The 16,836-nt window shown below is 72.1% G+C and carries 14 protein-coding genes; 5 read left to right on the top strand and 9 right to left on the bottom strand.

The window, feature by feature from the left end; genetic code table 11:
* Positions 1-94: 94 nt before the first annotated feature.
* Entirely contained in the window at positions 95-958 is an 864-nt protein-coding gene (locus OG456_RS23430) for an ABC transporter permease (RefSeq protein ID WP_266564078.1), read from the bottom strand.
* Positions 955-3,741: an alpha/beta fold hydrolase gene (locus tag OG456_RS23425; RefSeq protein WP_266564076.1), complete on the bottom strand. Its 2,787-nt coding sequence runs from the start codon at positions 3,739-3,741 to the stop codon at positions 955-957. The genes OG456_RS23430 and OG456_RS23425 overlap by 4 nt, the downstream gene beginning before the upstream one ends.
* Before the next feature lie 115 nt (positions 3,742-3,856).
* Here OG456_RS23425 and OG456_RS23420 point away from each other — a divergent pair, with 115 nt between their 5' ends.
* Positions 3,857-4,276, top strand: a complete 420-nt coding sequence (locus OG456_RS23420; protein ID WP_266564074.1) for a GNAT family N-acetyltransferase — start codon at positions 3,857-3,859, stop codon at positions 4,274-4,276.
* A gap of 25 nt (positions 4,277-4,301) precedes the next feature.
* Here OG456_RS23420 and OG456_RS23415 read toward each other — a convergent pair whose 3' ends face one another.
* The 6 genes from OG456_RS23415 to iolC all read right to left on the bottom strand — a co-directional run bounded on the left by OG456_RS23415 (position 4,302) and on the right by iolC (position 12,361).
* The gene (locus OG456_RS23415; protein WP_266564072.1) at positions 4,302-5,720 is read right to left on the bottom strand and encodes an APC family permease; all 1,419 of its coding nucleotides are present in this window, start codon (positions 5,718-5,720) and stop codon (positions 4,302-4,304) included.
* Positions 5,721-6,167: 447 nt separating this feature from the next.
* Positions 6,168-7,679, bottom strand: a complete 1,512-nt coding sequence (gene mmsA / locus OG456_RS23410) for a CoA-acylating methylmalonate-semialdehyde dehydrogenase (protein WP_266564070.1) — start codon at positions 7,677-7,679, stop codon at positions 6,168-6,170.
* A gap of 52 nt (positions 7,680-7,731) precedes the next feature.
* Positions 7,732-9,600: a 3D-(3,5/4)-trihydroxycyclohexane-1,2-dione acylhydrolase (decyclizing) gene (gene iolD, locus OG456_RS23405; protein WP_266564068.1), complete on the bottom strand. Its 1,869-nt coding sequence runs from the start codon at positions 9,598-9,600 to the stop codon at positions 7,732-7,734.
* On the bottom strand, positions 9,597-10,406 hold the full coding sequence (gene iolB / locus OG456_RS23400; RefSeq protein WP_266569400.1) for a 5-deoxy-glucuronate isomerase: 810 nt from the start codon (positions 10,404-10,406) through the stop codon (positions 9,597-9,599). Before iolB ends, iolD begins: the two co-directional genes overlap by 4 nt.
* Before the next feature lie 30 nt (positions 10,407-10,436).
* Complete coding sequence (locus OG456_RS23395; protein WP_266564066.1) at positions 10,437-11,330, bottom strand: deoxyribose-phosphate aldolase; 894 nt, start codon at positions 11,328-11,330, stop codon at positions 10,437-10,439.
* Positions 11,331-11,392: 62 nt separating this feature from the next.
* Positions 11,393-12,361 (bottom strand): 5-dehydro-2-deoxygluconokinase, encoded by a 969-nt coding sequence (gene iolC, locus OG456_RS23390; RefSeq protein ID WP_266564064.1) that lies wholly within the window; start codon positions 12,359-12,361, stop codon positions 11,393-11,395.
* 142 nt (positions 12,362-12,503) lie between these two features.
* On the opposite strand from iolC, the gene OG456_RS23385 reads away from it, so the two are divergent.
* The 3 genes from OG456_RS23385 (at position 12,504) to OG456_RS23375 (ending at position 14,559) form a co-directional block, all read left to right on the top strand.
* Complete coding sequence (locus OG456_RS23385; protein ID WP_266564062.1) at positions 12,504-13,406, top strand: sugar phosphate isomerase/epimerase; 903 nt, start codon at positions 12,504-12,506, stop codon at positions 13,404-13,406.
* 268 nt (positions 13,407-13,674) lie between these two features.
* Complete coding sequence (locus OG456_RS23380; protein WP_266564060.1) at positions 13,675-13,872, top strand: AlpA family transcriptional regulator; 198 nt, start codon at positions 13,675-13,677, stop codon at positions 13,870-13,872.
* Positions 13,873-13,977: 105 nt separating this feature from the next.
* Positions 13,978-14,559 carry a GNAT family N-acetyltransferase gene (locus tag OG456_RS23375; RefSeq protein WP_266564058.1) on the top strand — a complete coding sequence of 194 codons (582 nt, stop codon included), beginning with the start codon at positions 13,978-13,980 and terminating at the stop codon, positions 14,557-14,559.
* 16 nt (positions 14,560-14,575) lie between these two features.
* On the opposite strand, the gene OG456_RS23370 is transcribed toward OG456_RS23375, so the two are convergent.
* The gene (locus OG456_RS23370) at positions 14,576-15,610 is read right to left on the bottom strand and encodes a zinc-dependent alcohol dehydrogenase family protein (RefSeq protein ID WP_266564056.1); all 1,035 of its coding nucleotides are present in this window, start codon (positions 15,608-15,610) and stop codon (positions 14,576-14,578) included.
* 172 nt (positions 15,611-15,782) lie between these two features.
* Here OG456_RS23370 and OG456_RS23365 point away from each other — a divergent pair, with 172 nt between their 5' ends.
* Positions 15,783-16,733 (top strand): PrsW family intramembrane metalloprotease, encoded by a 951-nt coding sequence (locus tag OG456_RS23365; protein WP_266564054.1) that lies wholly within the window; start codon positions 15,783-15,785, stop codon positions 16,731-16,733.
* Positions 16,734-16,836: the final 103 nt, after the last annotated feature.

The following is a 16,836-nucleotide window of genomic DNA, read 5'->3' as shown; positions in this document are numbered from 1 at the left end:
GACGGCCGGAACGAGCAGTCGGTGGCGTTGCGGATGGATCTCGATGCGGCTACGGAGGGGGCCCGCCGAGGCCGGAGGGTGATCCTCCGGAGACCTACGAGACGATGTCCTTGCGGCGAAATCCCCGGAAGGCCAGGGCGAACAGGATGACGGCGTACGTTACCGAGACGGCCGTCCCCTGGATCATGCCGCCCCACTCCAGGCGCGGCTGGATGGCGTCCGCCCATGCGAACTGCCAGTGCGCGGGCAGGAAGTCGCGCCAGTCGCCGAGTGCCGTCACCGCGTCGAGCACATTGCCCACGATGGTGAGCCCGACCGCGCCGCCGACCGCGCCGAGCGGCGCGTCCGTCTTCGTCGACAGCCAGAACGCGAGCCCCGCGGTGACCAGTTGGGACACGAAGATGTACGCGATCACGACGAGCAGCCGCTGCGCCGCCGTGCCCGCGGGGAGCGCGCCGCCGGTCGGGATCTCCAGCGGGCCCCAGCCGTAGGTGGCCGTGCCGACCGCGAGGGCGACGACAGGCAGCAGGACCATCGCGGCGAGGCTGAGGGTGAGCGCGACGGTGAGCTTGCTCCACAGGAGGCGGGCGCGGGGCACGGGCGCCGCGAGGAGGTAGCGCAGGCTGGACCAGCCGGCCTCGGAGGCGACCGTGTCCCCGCAGAACAGGGCCACGGGGATCACGAGCAGGAACCCGGCCGAGACGAACAGGCACGTCGCGGCGAAGTTGGCGCCGGACGCGGTGGCCGTGTCCATCAGCGTCACCCGGCCGTTGCGCGCCCCCGGGTCGCCGCCGATGGCGAACGCGACGACCAGAACGAACGGCAGCAGGGCGAGGACGGCTCCCATGACGAGCGTGCGCCGCCGCTTCAGCTGGCGTACGGCCTCGACCCGCAGGGGCAGGGTGCGGCGCGCGCGGTATCCGGGCGCCACCTCGGTGGACTCGACGAGCGCGGTCATCCGGCTTCGCCTCCGATCAGGGTCAGGAACGCGTCTTCGAGACGGCGGTGCGGGCCGAGCGATGCGACCGGCACGTCGAGCCGGACCAGCTCGGCGAGGAGCCTGGCGGCGGCCGTCTCCCGGTCGCCGGCGGGAGGCATGAGGACCGCGGACCGGGCCGGGTCCTCGGGTGTCGCCGGGGCGCTCTCCGTGGCGAACTCGGCGGGAACCGCCACAGCCGTCGCCGGGACACCCGCGTGCGCGGGAGCGGCGAGACGGACCAGGAGTCCGCCGTCCGCGCGGGCCGCCGACTCCACGCCGGGCAGCGCCTCCACCTTCTCCACCAGCGCGTCGGAGATGTCCGCCGCGAGCCCGGCCAGGAGGGTGTCGCCGGAGCCGATGATGTCGGCGACCGGTCCCGCCTGCACCAGGCGGCCGCGGTCCATGACCACCAGGTGCGTGCAGGTCTGCTCGACCTCGGCGAGGAGATGGCTGGAGACGATGACCGTGCGGCCCGCGGCGGCGTACCGGATCATCACCTCGCGCATCTCGCGGATCTGGGGCGGGTCGAGGCCGTTCGTCGGCTCATCGAGGATGAGGAGGTCGGGCAGGCCCAGCATGGCCTGCGCGATGGCGAGCCGCTGGCGCATGCCCTGCGAGTAGGTGCGCACGGCGCGGGCCAGGGCGTCGCCGAGCCCGGCGATCTCCAGGGCCTCTTCCAGGTGCGCGTCCTCGGCGGGGCGGCCGGTGGCCGCCCAGTACAGCTCCAGGTTCTCCCGGCCGGACAGGTGCGGCAGGAAGCCCGCGCCCTCGACGAACGCGCCGACCCGCGACAGGACGGGCGCGCCCGGCCTGATGGCGTGCCCGAAGACGCGGATCTCGCCGCCGTCGGGCCTGATGAGGCCCATCAGCATGCGCAGGGTCGTGGTCTTGCCCGCGCCGTTCGGCCCGAGGAGGCCGAGGACCTGGCCCTTCTCCACGCGGAAGGACAGGTCACGGACCGCGTACCGGTCGGCGGACTTCGCGTACTTCTTGCTCAGGCCGGTGATCTGGAGCGGGACTTCGGCGAGGTCCGGGTCGGGGGCTCCCGCGCTCGCGCGGCGGCGCCCGGTGAGCAGCAGGGCGAGCGCCGCCAGGACCCCGGCGAGGGGCAGCCACCACACCCAGGCGGGCAGCGGCGCGGCCGCCGTGCGCACGGCGGGTGCGGTGGGCACGGACAGGTCGCTCTTGAGGGAGACGGTGTACGTGGCGGGGTGGGTCGGGGACGCGTAGCCGAGGTCCGTGGAGGACAGGACGAGGCGCAGCCGGTGGCCCTTCTGCACTTCGTGGTCGATGGCGGGGAGCGTGAGCGTGACGTCCTTGCCACCGGCGGCTCCGGAGCCCACCACCCTTACGGGCGAGGCGAGTTGAGAGGGCAGCACCGGCTGGGACCCGCCGCCGGGCGCGACGTCGTACACCTTGCCGAACAGGACGGCGTCGTCGCTGTCGGACGTGACGTGCACCGTCACCGTCGGGGACCCCGTGACGTGCAGGTCGTCGCGCAGGGGCGCCGACTCGAAGTGGGCGAACTGGCCGGGGAAGTCGAGGGAGAGGCCGACGCCCAGGGAGGAGAGCTGGCCGAGTCCGCCACCGCCGCCGCCTCCGAGCCCCGGCAGGTTCGAGATGGCGGGCGGGCTGGCTCCCGCGGGGTTGTCGACGCGCTGCTCGCGCCCGGTCAGCGGCACGCGCCGCGGGTCGTTCGCGAGGCCCGGGTACGTGTCACTGCTCGCGCCGCGCAGCTGGGCGGCGCCGTCGGTGGAGTCGATGCCTCCGGTGCGGGTGACGCGGAAGGCGGGGCCGGTGTCGGCGGCCTTGTCGTCCTTCAGATAGCGGTCGAACCAGGAGTCGACGCGGGCTTCGACGCGCCCCGTCTCGCGGTCGCCGCCGTCGTGACCGCCCGCGATCCAGTCGACGTCGACGGGCGCGCCGTTGGCCCGGATCGCCTTGGCGGCCGCGTCGGCCTGACCGAGGGGGAACAGGGAGTCGGTCTGGCCCTGCATCAGGAGCGTGGGCACCTTGATGTGCTTGCCGACGGCGATCGGCGAGCGCTCCTCGAGGAGTGCGCGGGCCGCGGCGTCCGGCTTCCCGGCCTCGGCGACGCGCTCGTACATGCGGCACAGCTGCGGCTCGAACCGGTCGCAGCCGCCGCCGGTGTTGATGAAGAGCCCGGCCCAGAGCTTCTTGTAGACGCCCTGGGGGAACAGCGCGTCGGCGAGGTTCCAGTACGTGATCTGCGGGGCGATGGCGTCGACCCGGTCGTCGTACCCGGCGGCGAGCAGCGAGACCGCTCCGCCGTACGAGGCGCCGGTGACGCCGACGCGCGGGTCGCCCTTCTTGTCGAGCTGCACCTCGGGCCGCTTCGCCAGCCAGTCGATGAGCCGGGACGCGTCGGCGACCTCGCCCTTCGGGTCGTTGAGCCCGATCTTGCCCGTGGAGTGGCCGAAGCCGCGCGCCGACCAGGTCAGCACGGCGTATCCGTCGCGGGCGAGGCCCTCGGCCTGGGCGCGCAGCTCGTCCTTGCTGGCGCCGAAGCCGTGGGCGAGCAGGACGGCGGGGCGGCGCTCGGATCCGGGCGTCGTGAAGTACGACGTGTCGATCCTGGCTCCGCCCGTGTCCATCACCGTGTCGCGGCGCTGCACGGGGGGCGCGTCGTCCGAGGCGGCCGCGGCCGTCCACGTGCCTGCGCCCGCGAGCACCACGACGGCCGCGGCGGCCGCCGCCCACCGCCGCGGCCTGGCCCGCGGTCCGGTCAGTCGTAGATCCATGCGTCAACGGTACGGGCGACCGCCGACAACGGGAGCAGCCCCCGGTGTGAACCGGGGGACCTCCCTGGGGAGTAGGGTCCCGCCCCCGCGTACACCGCTCGTGGTACGAAGCGTCATGCACAAATCCGGCATCCGCCGTGCCCGCACCGTCGACGAACTGACTGCCGCCGGGCCCCTGTTCGACGGGCCCGCCCTTCCTGACTGGTCCGCCCGCTTCCTACGGACCCCTGGCCACCATCTCTTCCTGGCCTACGAGGACGACGAGCCCGTGGGCTTCGTCAGCGGGGTGGAGACGATCCACCCGGACAAGGGAGTGGAGATGTTCCTGTACGAGCTGTCGGTGGCCGGGCCGTACCGGCGCCGCGGCATCGGCCGCTCCCTGGTCGAGGCGCTGGCGGAGCTGGCCAGGGAGCGGGGCTGTTACGGGATGTGGGTCGGCGTGGACACGGACAACGCGCCCGCGCTCGCGACGTATCGCGGCGCGGGCGGCCGGGACGGCGGTGGGTGCGCCGTCATCGAGTGGTCGTTCGTCTGAGCGCCGCCCGGGGCGGGGCCGACGCTCAGGCCTGCTCGTCCTCGGGGATCGACACCAGCCAGCGGGTGTCCTTGCGCGGCCGCAGGTAGAGCACCCAGTAGACGGTGGCCACGGCGGTGATGCCGCCGGTCCACAGCAGGTAGGAGACCTCCTGCTGGCTGAGGATGTAGGCGAGTACGGCGATCAGGACCACCGGCACCGCGGGCCACAGCGGCATGCGCCAGGCCGGCTGGTCGCGGTGGGAGCCGCGGCGGGCGAGCAGCGCGGCCACGGCGACCAGGAGGTACATGCCGGTGACGGAGACGCCGGTCACGCCGTACAGGGTGTCGAGGTTGACGAAGCAGAGGGCCGCGCCGGGCACGCCCACGACGAGGGTCGCGACCCACGGGGAGCCGAAGCGGCCGAGCTTGGAGAGCGCGTTGTTGACCGGCTCGGGCCAGGACTTGTCGCGGGCGGAGGCGAACAGGACGCGGGAGTTCTGGATGACCATGACGATGCCCGCGTTGATGATCGCGAGGGCGACGCAGAGGCTGACGAACGTGCCGACGGCGGAGTTGGACCAGGCCTCGACCATGCCGCTGATGTCGCCGCTGGTGAGGGCGGCGAGGTCGGGGGCGCCCATGGTGATGGCGACGACCGGTACCAGGATGACCACGGTGGAGATGGCGAGGGTCGCGAGCACCGTGCGGGCCACGTTGCGGCGCGGGTTCTCCAGCTCCTCGGAGAGGTAGACCGCGGTCGAGAAGCCCTGCGTGATGAAGAGGGCGATGGCGAGCCCGGAGATGATCAGCATCGCGGTGACGGTGTCGGTGTGGCCGCCGGCCCCGGAGACGTGCAGGTCGACGAGGGAGCCGGCGCCGCGCTCGGAGTGGGCGAAGCCGAGGACGGCGACGACTCCGGCGGCGATGACCTCGAGGACGAGGAAGATGCCGGTGATCCAGGCGTTGGCGCGCAGGTCGAGCAGGCCCGCGAGGGTGGCGAGGAGCATGACGCCCGCTCCGGCACCGGCGGCGGGCAGGTGCACGAGCGGGGCGAGGTAGTCCGCGGTGCCCATCGAAATGACGGGCGGCACGATCATGACGACGAGCAGCGAGAGCACGAAGACGAGCCAGCCGGCGAGGCGGCCCGCGAGCGTCGACACCATGGCGTACTCGCCGCCCGCGCTGGGGATGAGGGTGCCCAGCTCCGAGTAGCAGAACGCGACGGCTATGCAGAGCAGCGAGCCGATCGCGATGGTGAGCGCGGTGGCGGTGCCGAGCGAGGAGAACAGGTCGGGGACGACCACGAAGAGCGTGGAGGCGGGCGTCACGCACGAGAGCGTGAGCAGGGTGCCGCCGACGACGCCGATGGAACGCTTGAGCTTCTGGGGACTGGCCGTGTTGCCGAGGGGCGCGAGGGGCTCCTCGGTGACGGTCGCGGGGCTTGTGCGAAGCGTGTCGGACATGGGGGAGCGGTTCCGATCGACTCGTGCGGCAGATGTTTCTGATACTCGGGCCGGGAGCGCTATCGCCTCCGAAGGGCTGTCGCGATGGGGGGTTGTTCATCCGCTCCCGGCGCGTCATTGCACCGTGCGAAATCCGGAACGTCAACGGCCGTTTAGCTGCGGATTCCGCACCGGACACTTGATCCAACTGCGGTCACTTCCAAGACGGTTCGCCGCAGCAAGTACATTCCATCAGGCATCTCGGATTAATGACCTTGCTTTCCCAGGCAGACAGGCCATGTTGTCTGGGACACCCGATACATCCCCTACGTACGGGAACCGCAGCCCCCGCTCCGAAGTCCGTCGAAATTCGTCCGCACTCCGGACACTTCCCCGGCGCCCCGGGCACACACAGAGGTGCCCCGGACGCGCTGTGCGGCGGCCGGGGCACCTGGTGCTGCCTGGACCTCAGTGGTTGCGCGGGAAGCCCAGGTCCACGCCCGCGGGGGCGTCGGACGGGTCGGGCCAGCGCGTCGTGACGACCTTGCCACGGGTGTAGAAGTGCGTGCCGTCGTTGCCGTAGATGTGGTGGTCGCCGAAGAGCGAGTCCTTCCAGCCACCGAAGGAGTGGTAGCCCACCGGCACCGGGATCGGCACGTTCACGCCGACCATGCCCGCCTCGATCTCCAGCTGGAAGCGGCGGGCGGCGCCGCCGTCGCGGGTGAAGATCGCGGTGCCGTTGCCGAACGGCGAGGCGTTCATGAGCGCCACGCCCTCCTCGTACGTGTCGACGCGCAGCACGCAGAGCACCGGGCCGAAGATCTCGTCCCGGTAGGCCTTGGCGGTCGTGGGGACGCGGTCGAGCAGGGAGAGGCCGATCCAGTGGCCGTCCTCGTGGCCCTCGACCGTGTAGCCGGTGCCGTCGAGGACGACCTCGCAGCCCTCGGCCGCGGCGCCGGTGACGTAGGACGCCACCTTGTCGCGGTGCGCGGCGGTGATGAGCGGGCCCATCTCCGAGGTCGGGTCGTTGCCGGGACCGATCTTGATCTTCTCGGCGCGGTCCTTGATCTTCGCGACGAGCTCGTCGGCGACGGAGCCCACGGCCACGACGGCCGAGATGGCCATGCAGCGCTCGCCCGCGGAGCCGTACGCGGCGGAGACCGCGGCGTCGGCGGCGGCGTCCAGGTCGGCGTCGGGCAGGACCAGCATGTGGTTCTTGGCGCCGCCGAGCGCCTGCACGCGCTTGCCGTTGGCGGAGGCCGTGGTGTGAATGTGGCGGGCGATCGGGGTCGACCCCACGAAGGAGACGGCCGCGACGTCCGGGTGCTCCAGGAGGCGGTCCACGGCGACCTTGTCACCGTGCAGGACGTTGAAGACGCCGTCGGGCAGACCGGCCTCGGAGAGCAGCTCGGCGATCTTCATGGACGCCGACGGGTCCTTCTCCGACGGCTTCAGCACGAAGGTGTTGCCGCACGCGATGGCGAGCGGGAACATCCACATCGGCACCATGGCCGGGAAGTTGAACGGCGTGATGCCGGCGACGACGCCGAGCGGCTGGCGGATCGACGACACGTCGACGCGCGAGGCGACCTCGGTGGACAGCTCGCCCTTCAGCTGCACGGTGATGCCGCAGGCCAGGTCCACGATCTCCAGGCCGCGGGCGACCTCGCCGAGCGCGTCCGAGTGGACCTTGCCGTGCTCGGCGGTGATCAGCTCGGCGATCGCGTCGCGGTTGGCGTCGAGCAGCGCCCGGAACTTGAAGAGGATCGCGGTGCGCTTGGCGAGGGACGAGGTGCCCCACGTCGCGTACGCGGCCTTGGCCGAGGCGACCGCGGCGTCGACCTCGTCGATGTCGGCGAAGGCGACCTGCGTCGTGACAGCGCCGGTCGCGGGGTCGGTGACCGGGCCGAAATTGCCCGAGACACCCTCGACGGTCTTCCCGCCGATCCAGTGGTTGACGGTCTTGACGTCGGTCGTCATGAGGGCAATCTCCTTTGGGGTCCTACGGGTGTTTCGGGTGTTTCGCGTTCTTTCACAGCCGGCGGCGCCGAGCGGTGACGTGCCGGTCGTACTCCTCGCGGGCCTTGACCGCCGACGGTCGGGTCGCTGTCTCGGCCACGGGCACATCCCACCACGCCTGCGCGGGGGGCGCGCCCGACACTGTGTCTGCCGTTTCGGTCTCCACGTAGACACATGTGGGACCGTCCGCCGCACGCGCCGCCGCGAGGGCTTCCCGCAGATCACGGACGGTTTTCGCGCGCAGCACCGTCATGCCGAGGCTGGCCGCGTTCGCCGCGAGGTCGACGGGCAGCGGGGCGCCCGTGTACGTGCCGTCGGCGGCCGGGAAGCGGTAGCCCGTACCGAACCCCTCGCCGCCCACGGAGGCCGAGAGCCCGCCGATGGACGCGTACCCGTGGTTCTGGAGGAGGACCACTTTGACCGGGATGTTCTCCTGGACGGCGGTGACGATCTCGGTGGGCATCATCAGATACGTGCCGTCGCCGACGAGCGCCCACACGGGCCGGCCCGGCGCGGCGAGCGCGACCCCGATCGCGGCCGGGATCTCGTAGCCCATGCAGGAGTAGCCGTACTCGACGTGGTACTGGTCGCGGGACCGGGCCCGCCACAGTTTGTGCAGATCACCGGGGAGCGAACCGGCCGCGTTGATCAGGATGTCGTCCTCGGTGACGAGTTCGTCGAGGACGCCGAGCACCTGGGGCTGGGTGGGGTGCACCAGGTCGTCGTCGGCCGTGAAGCAGGCGTCGACGCGGTACTCCCAGCGCTCCTTGTCGTCGGTGTACTCCATGACGTACGAGGGCTCCGCACGGTGGCCGCGCAGCCCGGCCGTGAGCTGTTCCAGGCCGGTGCGAGCGTCCGCGACCAGCGGCAGGGCCGCCATCTTGTGGCTGTCGAAGGCCGCGATGTTGAGGTTGAGGAAGCGCACGCTGCCGGAGCCGAAGAGGGTGCCGGACGCGGTCGTGAAGTCGGTGTAGCGGGTGCCGACGCCGATGACGAGGTCGGCGGTGCGGGCGAGTTCGTTCGCGGTCGCGGTGCCGGTGTGGCCGATGCCGCCGACGTCCGAGGGGTGGTCCCAGCGCAGGGAGCCCTTGCCGGCCTGGGTGGACGCGACGGGGATCCCGGTCGCGTCCGCGAACTCCTTCAGCGCCTCCTCGGCCCGGCTGTGGTGCACGCCGCCGCCCGCGACGAGCAGCGGCCTGCGCGCGGCGCGCACCGCGCGGACGGCCTCGTCCAGCTCACGTGGGTCGGGCGCGGGCCGGCGCACGCCCCACACCCGCTCGTCGAAGAAGGCGTCGGGCCAGTCGTACGCCTCGGCCTGCACGTCCTGCGGCAGCGCGAGGGTGACCGCGCCCGTGTCGACCGGGTCGGCGAGGACGCGCATCGCCGCGAGGGCCGCGGGGATCAGGGCCTCGGGCCGGGTGATCCGGTCGAAGTACCTGGAGACGGGGCGCAGGCAGTCGTTGACCGACACGTCGCCCGCGTAGGGGACTTCGAGCTGCTGGAGCACGGGGTCGGCGGGCCGGGTCGCGAAGGTGTCGCCTGGCAGCAGCAGGACGGGCAGGTGGTTGACGGTGGCGAGGGCGGCGCCGGTGACGAGGTTGGTGGCGCCGGGCCCGATGGACGTGGTCACGGCCTGCGCGGCGAGCCGGCCGCTCTGCCGGGCGAAGCCGACGGCCGCGTGCACCATGGCCTGTTCGTTGCGGCCCTGGTGGTAGGGCATGTCGTGGGCGTACTCCAGGAGTGCCTGGCCGATCCCGGCGACGTTCCCGTGCCCGAAGATGCCCCAGGTCGCGTCGATCAGGCGGCGCCGCTCGCCGTCGCGCTCGGTGTACTGCCGGGACAGGAACCGCACGAGGGCCTGTGCTGTGGTGAGCCGCGTCATCGGTATCCCTCCGTCAGGTGATCGGAGTGGAAGCAGATCCGCCACTCCCGCTCCTCGCCCGGTCCCGCCATCACGTTCAGGTAGTACATCGTGTGTCCCGGCTGCGCGATCGACGGGCCGTGCCACCCGTCGGGGACGAGGACCGCGTCGCCCGTACGAACCTCGGCGAGCAGGTCGGTGCCGCCGGGCCTGGACGGCGAGACGCGCTGGTACCCGTACCCGCGGGGCCCCTCGATCTCGAAGTAGTAGATCTCCTCCAGCTCGGTCTCGACGCCCGGCCGGTGCTCGTCGTGCTTGTGGGGCGGGTACGAGGACCAGTTCCCGCCGGGCGTGATCACTTCGACGGCGATGAGCTGATCGCACTCGAAGGCGTCGGCGGACGCGAAGTTGCGCACCTGGCGGGCGCTGGTGCCGGAGCCGCGGTGCTCGACGGGAACCTCCGGCGCGGGGCCGTAGCGGGCGGGGAGCTTACGCTCGCACTTCGCTCCTGCCAGGGCGAAGCGGCCTCCCGCGCCGGAGGCGATCTGCGCATGGGCGTCGCGGGGCACGTAGGCGAAGTCGCTGACCCCGCCGAACACGCTCTCCCGGCCCAGCAGTTCGATGATCCGGCTTCCCGTGCGCACCGTGCAACCACCCGTCAGGGGCAGCACGATCCATTCACTCGCACCGGTGTCCAGATCGTGGGTTTGTCCGGGCCTCAGTTCGATCACTCGCAGCCCCGCGCGGGACCAGCCGGCCCGCTCCGGGCCGACGGCCAGGGCGTAGGGCCCGTCGGCGGCGCTCCCCCGGGGCAGGTACAGGTTCATGAGGTCCCTGTCGTTCGTCACCGTCCCCTCCTACAGCAGCGACGCTGCGCTGTCGACCGCGCCCGCCACGTCGCCGTCGGCCGGGTAGAGCAGCGAGCGCCCCACCACCAGGCCCTGCACGGTGGGCAGTCGGAGCGCGTGCCGCCATTTCTCGTATGCCGCGTCCTGGTCGTCAGCGGATCCGACATCACCGCCGAGCAGCACCGCGGGCAGCGTCGACGTCTCCATGACGCGCACCATGTCGTCGGGGTTATCGGTGACGGGCACCTTGAGCCAGGTGTACGCGGAGCTGCCGCCGAGGCCGGAGGCGATGGCGATGGACGTGGTGACGGCCTCGGCGCCCAGGTCGCTGCGCAGGGCCCCGCTCGCCGGATCGCGGTGGCACAGGAACGGCTCGACGAACACGGGCAGTCGCAGCTCGGCCATCTCGTCGACGGCGCGGGCCGCGGACTCCATGGTGCGCAGCGATCCCGGGTCGTCGTAGTCGATACGAAGGAGCAGCTTGCCGGCGTCGAACCGCAGCCGGTGCAGGTCCGCGGGCCGGTGTCCGGTGAACCGGTCGTCGAGTTCGAAGGAGGCCCCGGCGAGCCCGCCGCGGTTCATCGAGCCGAGGACGACCTTGCCGTCGAGCGCGCCGAGCAGAAGCAGGTCGTCGAGGATGTCGGCGGTGGCGAGGACCCCGTCGACGCCGGGCCGCGACAGGGCGAGGCAGAGCCGTCCGAGGAGGTCGGCGCGGTCGGCCATGGCGAAGGGGCGCTCCCCCACGGCGAGGGCGCCGCGCGCGGGGTGGTCGGCGGCGACGATCAGGAGGCGCCCGGCCTCGTGCGCGATCAGCGGCCTGCGCGGCCGCCGCGCCGCCGCCTCGGCGACGGCCTCGGGGTGGTGGGCCCGCAGCCGCACCAGCCTCAGGGGATCGACGCTCATGTCCCGGCCGCCCCGCGCGGGAACGTGTCCCGGGCTGCTCCCGCCGACCCGGCCCGCCCGGCTCATCGGACCTCTCCCGCCGTGAGTGCGGCCTCTACCTCGTCGCGGGTCGGCATCGCCGACGAGCACTCCAGGCGGGACGCGACGATCGCGCCCGCCGCGTTCGCGAACCGCATGACGTCCTCCAGTTCCCGGTCGGCGAGCAGTCCGTGGCACAGGGCGCCGCCGAACGCGTCGCCCGCGCCGAGCCCGTTCAGGACGTCGACGGGCAGCGGCGGCACCTCCGCGCAACTGCCGTCCGCGGCCATGGCGAGTACGCCCTTGGGGCCCTGTTTGACGACGGCGAGGCGCACCCCGGCGGCGAGCAACGCCCGTGCCGCCGCTGCCGGTTCGCGCTCACCGGTGGCGATCTCGACCTCGTCGACGTTGCCGACGGCGACGGTCGTGTGGCGCAGGGCCTCGGCGTAGTGGGGCCTGGCCTGTTCCGGGTCCTCCCAGAACATCGGCCGCCAGTCGAGGTCGAAGACGGTGATCCCCACCTTCGCCCGGTGCGCCAGCGCGGCCAGGGTCGCCGAGCGGCTCGGCTCCTCGCTCAGCCCGGTCCCCGTCATCCAGAAGACCCGGGCCTCCCTGATGGCGTCCAGGTCGAGTTCGGCGGTGTGGATCTCCAGGTCGGGCGCCTTGGGCCGGCGGTAGAAGTAGAGGGGGAAGTCGTCCGGCGGGAAGACCTCGCAGAACGTGACGGGCGTCGGCAGGCCCGGCACGGGGGTGACCCAGCGGTCGTCGACGCCGAACTCCCGCAGTTGGCGGTGCAGATACTCCCCGAAGGGGTCCGCCCCGGTGCGGGTGACCGTCGCCGTGCGGCGCCCGAGCCGGGCCGCCGCCACCGCGACGTTCGACGACGATCCGCCCAGGAACTTGCCGAACGTGTCCACTTCCGCCAGTGGCACGCCCGCCTGCAACGGATAGAGGTCCACGCCGATCCGGCCCATGGTGATCAGGTCGTACGGCTCGCCGGGACTGGGCTGCATACGGATTCCCTTCGGCGGGGCGCGCGCCCCTTCGGCGGTCTCAGGCTCAGGTCTAGCCCTGCCCCAAGACCCTGTCAACATTTTGTCCGGACATTCGGACCACGTCTTGACACCCGTCTCCGACGCCCTGAAGGCTGGTTCCATGACGACGATGTCACCCCGCATCCGCATCGGCTCGGCACCCGACTCCTGGGGCGTGTGGTTCCCCGACGACCCCCGCCAGGTCCCCTGGCGGCGCTTTCTCGACGAGGTCGCCGAAGCGGGCTACGAGTGGATCGAGCTCGGCCCGTACGGCTACCTGCCCACGGACCCGGACGTGCTCGCGGAGGAGACCGGACGGCGCGGCCTGAAGGTCTCCGCCGGCACGGTCTTCACGGGCCTGCACCGCGGCTCCGGCGTCTGGGACGCGACGTGGGAGCACGTCTCGGCCATCGCCGAACTCACGCGCGCGACCGGCGCCGGGCATCTCGTCGTCATCCCCGCTTTCTGGCGCGACGACAAGACGGGCGAGGTCATCGAGGACTCGTCCCTCACAGCGGCGCAGTGGCGCGACCTGACCACCCAGACCGAGCGGCTCGCCCACGAGGTCCGCGAGCGGTACGGCCTGCGGACCGTCGTGCACCCGCACGCCGACACGCACATCGACTCCGAGGAGAACGTCGCCCGCTTCCTCGACTCCACGGACCAGGACCTCGTCTCCCTCTGCCTCGACACGGGCCACTACGCGTACTGCGGCGGCGACAGCGTCAAGCTCATCGAGACGTACGGCGAGCGCATCGGCTACCTCCACCTCAAGCAGGTCGACCCGGCCGTGCTCGCCGGGGTCCGCGCGGGCGGGGTCCCGTTCGGGCCTGCCGTGGCGCGCGGCGTGATGTGTGAACCCCCGGCCGGGGAGCCCGCGTTGGAGCCCGTCATCGCGGCCGCACAGCGCCTCGACGTTGATCTCTTCGCGATCGTCGAGCAGGACATGTACCCGTGCGAGCCGGACCGTCCGCTGCCCATCGCCCGCCGCACCAGGGGCTATCTGAGGTCGTGCGGGGTGTAGGAGAACGGCGCCACCGGACGAACGGTCACGCCCGCGTACGCGCCTTCCGTGCGCCGCCAATGCGTCACTCGCGTCACAAACACCCCTTTCCTGTCACACATGTCTCGTATACGCGGGTCTTGCGTCACATCCCGTCGACAGCCCCTCGCCTCCGCTCCGGGCGCGTCGTTGTCCGGGCACAGGCTGACTGATCGCCAGCGTTCGCGCCGCAGCTCCCCCGACGGCCACCCCGAGCCGCCGCTGCGGCACCCGCAGCAAGGAGCCACAGATGACCGACCGAAGGCTCTGGTCGTACCAGGACATCGCCGCGCACATCCGGGTCCGGCCGGACACCGTGCGCTCGTACCGCAAGCACGGCCTCCTGCCCCCGCCCGACCACGTGGAGTCGGGAAAGCCGTACTGGTACGCGGACACCGTCCGCGCCTGGGTCGCCTCCCGCCCCCGCAACCGCGGCCTCAAGCAGTGACCACCCTCCGTCGCACGGACGCCGCCGCGCACGCATGCCACCGTGCGGGCCGGCGCCCCCGTTATTCGATTGCCCCGCGCGCCCGCCCCTCCGGACAATCCCCGCATGACCCAAGACCCCCTGGCGGCCGGCTTCTCCGCCAAGCCGGTACTGACCGGCGAGAAGACCGTCCTGCGGCCGTTCACCGCCGCCGACGCGGACACGATGGCCGAGATCATCGACGACCCGGAGGTCCGCCACTTCACCGGCGACCCGTCGAACGAGCTCACCGTGGACTTCCTGCGCTCCTGGTACGGCTCACGCAGTGCCCAGGACGACCGCCTCGACCTCGCGGTGACCGACCGCGCCACCGGCCGACTCGTCGGTGAGGTCGTCCTGTACGACTGGGACCCGGAGCACCGCAGCTGCACGTTCCGCACGCTCGTCGGCCCCGAGGGCCGCGGCCGGGGCCTCGGCACGGAGGCGGTCCGCCTCATCGTCGGCCACGGCTTCGAGCGCCTGGGCCTGCACCGCATCGCCCTGGACCTGTTCAGCCACAACCACCGGGCCCGCCGCGTCTACGAGAAGGTGGGCTTCGTCGAGGAAGGCGTGGCCCGGCAGTCGGTACTGCGCGACGGCCAGTGGTACGACTCGACGCTGATGTCGGTCCTCGCCCCGGAGTGGGCGGAGCATCAGGGGCGGCCCTGACCGAGGCTCAGGAATCTCACGCCCACGGCTCGATGATCGTCACGCCCGCGCCGGGCGCCGCACCCATCGCGTCAAGCGCTGCGGGTGCCGCGTCCAGCGTGATCGTGGAGGTGACCAGGAGGTCCGGCCGCAGGACCCCGGCGCGGACCGTCTCCAGCATCCGGGGATAAGCGTGCGCGGCCATCCCGTGGCTGCCGAGGAGTTCGAGTTCGAGGCCGATCACCCGGCCCATGGGCACGACCGGGTCCTGCGGCAGCAGGCCGACCTGCACATGGCGGCCCCGTCGCCGCAGCCCGCCCACCGAGGCGGCACAGGTGACCGGTGAGCCGAGCGCGTCGAGCGACAGGTGTGCCCCGCCGCCGGTCAACTCCCTTACGGCAGCGGCCACATCGGGCACCTCGGAGGCGTTCAGACAGTGGGCGGCGCCGAAGGTGCGGGCAAGGTCCAGCGCGGCGGGCGAGACATCGACCGCGACGACCCGCGCGCCACTCGCCGCCGCGATCATCACGGCGGACAGGCCGACGCCGCCGCACCCGTGCACGGCGACCCACTCCCCGGCGGCGACCCGGCCCTGCGCGACCACGGCGCGGAACGCGGTCGCGAAACGGCAGCCGAGACCCGCCGCCGTCGCGAACGACAGCTCGTCCGGCACGTCCACCAGGTTCACGGCGGCGTGGTCGAGGGCGACGTACTCGGCGAAGGAGCCCCAGTGCGTGAAGCCGGGCTGCGTCTGGCGCTCGCACACCTGGTGGTCACCGGCCGCGCAGGACGCGCAGGTGCCGCAGGCGCACACGAACGGGACCGTGACCCGGTCGCCCGGCCGCCGGTCCTGGACATCGGCGCCCACCGCCTCTACCACTCCGGCGAGTTCATGCCCGGGTACGTGCGGCAGGCGGATGTCCGGGTCGTGGCCCATCCAGCCGTGCCAGTCGCTGCGGCACAGGCCCGTCGCCTCGACCCGTACGACCACGCCGTGCGGCGCCGGCGCCGGATCGGGCACCTCCCGCACCTCGGCCCGCTCCCCGAACTTCTCGAACACCACAGCCCGCATCGCCCTCGCGCCTCACTTCCACCGAACGAAAGACCCTGACGGTCACCCGACCGGACGAACGTAGCCCCCGGCCCGGACACCGGGACCCTGCCCCCGCACCAACTCACGGTGCGACAAAACACGTATCTACGTAAACTGCGTCACAAATCTTCCCCACTCAGAGGGAATTGCCGTGACCCAAGCACCGCCGCCCGGCGCGCCCCGAGCCCGCATCCCCGGCCCCAAGCGGCCCCCGTCGTCCGTGCCGCGGATCCGGGCGGGACTGTGGAAGCACTGGCTGTGGGGCGGACTCGCCCTGTGGACGCTGACCGCCGTCGTCACCTACGCGACCAGGGACACCACGCTCCTGCCGACGCTGATCCTGCTCGGCAGCTTCCTCGTCCCGGGCACCTTCGTGCTGTGGGCGTACGAGCGTCACGCGCGCGACCTGGGCGTGAGCCTGATGCTCGGCTGCTTCGTCGTCGGCGGCATCCTCGGGGTGCTCGGCGCCTCGGTCATGGAGTACTACCTGCTGCACCCCTCGCTGTGGATGTTCGTCGGGGTCGGCCTGATCGAGGAAGCGGTCAAGCTCGCCGCCCTGATGTACATGCTGCGCAGGCAGCCGCGGGTGCGCGGGCTGCGGGCGGGACTCGTCCTCGGCGCGTCCGTCGGCTTCGGCTTCGCAGCCTTCGAGAGCGCGGGCCACGCGTTCAACGCGGCCGTCGGCGCGCAGGGCATCGACCTGCGCTCGCTCCTGGAGACGGAGGTGCTGCGCGGGCTGCTCGCACCGTTCGGGCACGGGCTGTGGACGGCGATCTCCGGCGCCGTCCTGCTGGCCTTCCGCAGGCCGAACGGGCGCTATCGCTTCGCGGCGCCGGTGGTGCTCACCTGTCTGGGCGTCTCCTTCCTGCACGCTCTGTGGGACTCCATGCACGGCATCGCGATCTGGATCGTCGCCCGGCTCACCGCCACGGACCTGCCCCTCTCGCTCTTCGCCGAGGGCTTCATCCCGCAGCCGACCGACACCCAGAAGCACCTCTTCACGCTCTTCTCGGTGGGCGGTCTCGTGATCATCTCGCTCGCGGGAATCGCCTGGGTACGTTCGCTCGCCCGCAGCGACCCCTCTTGGAGAAATACCCCCTAGGGGTATACAGTCGTGAGGGTCAGGAGGTCCCGGGGATGGCCCGGCGCCTCACTCGCACGGTACGCCGCACGCCTGCGCAGACCGGGACGCACGCGGCCTTCGA

Source organism: Streptomyces sp. NBC_01446, assembly GCF_026340095.1.
In the GTDB taxonomy this organism is placed as follows: domain Bacteria; phylum Actinomycetota; class Actinomycetes; order Streptomycetales; family Streptomycetaceae; genus Streptomyces; species Streptomyces aureus.
This window is presented reverse-complemented; position numbering and strand designations above follow the sequence as displayed.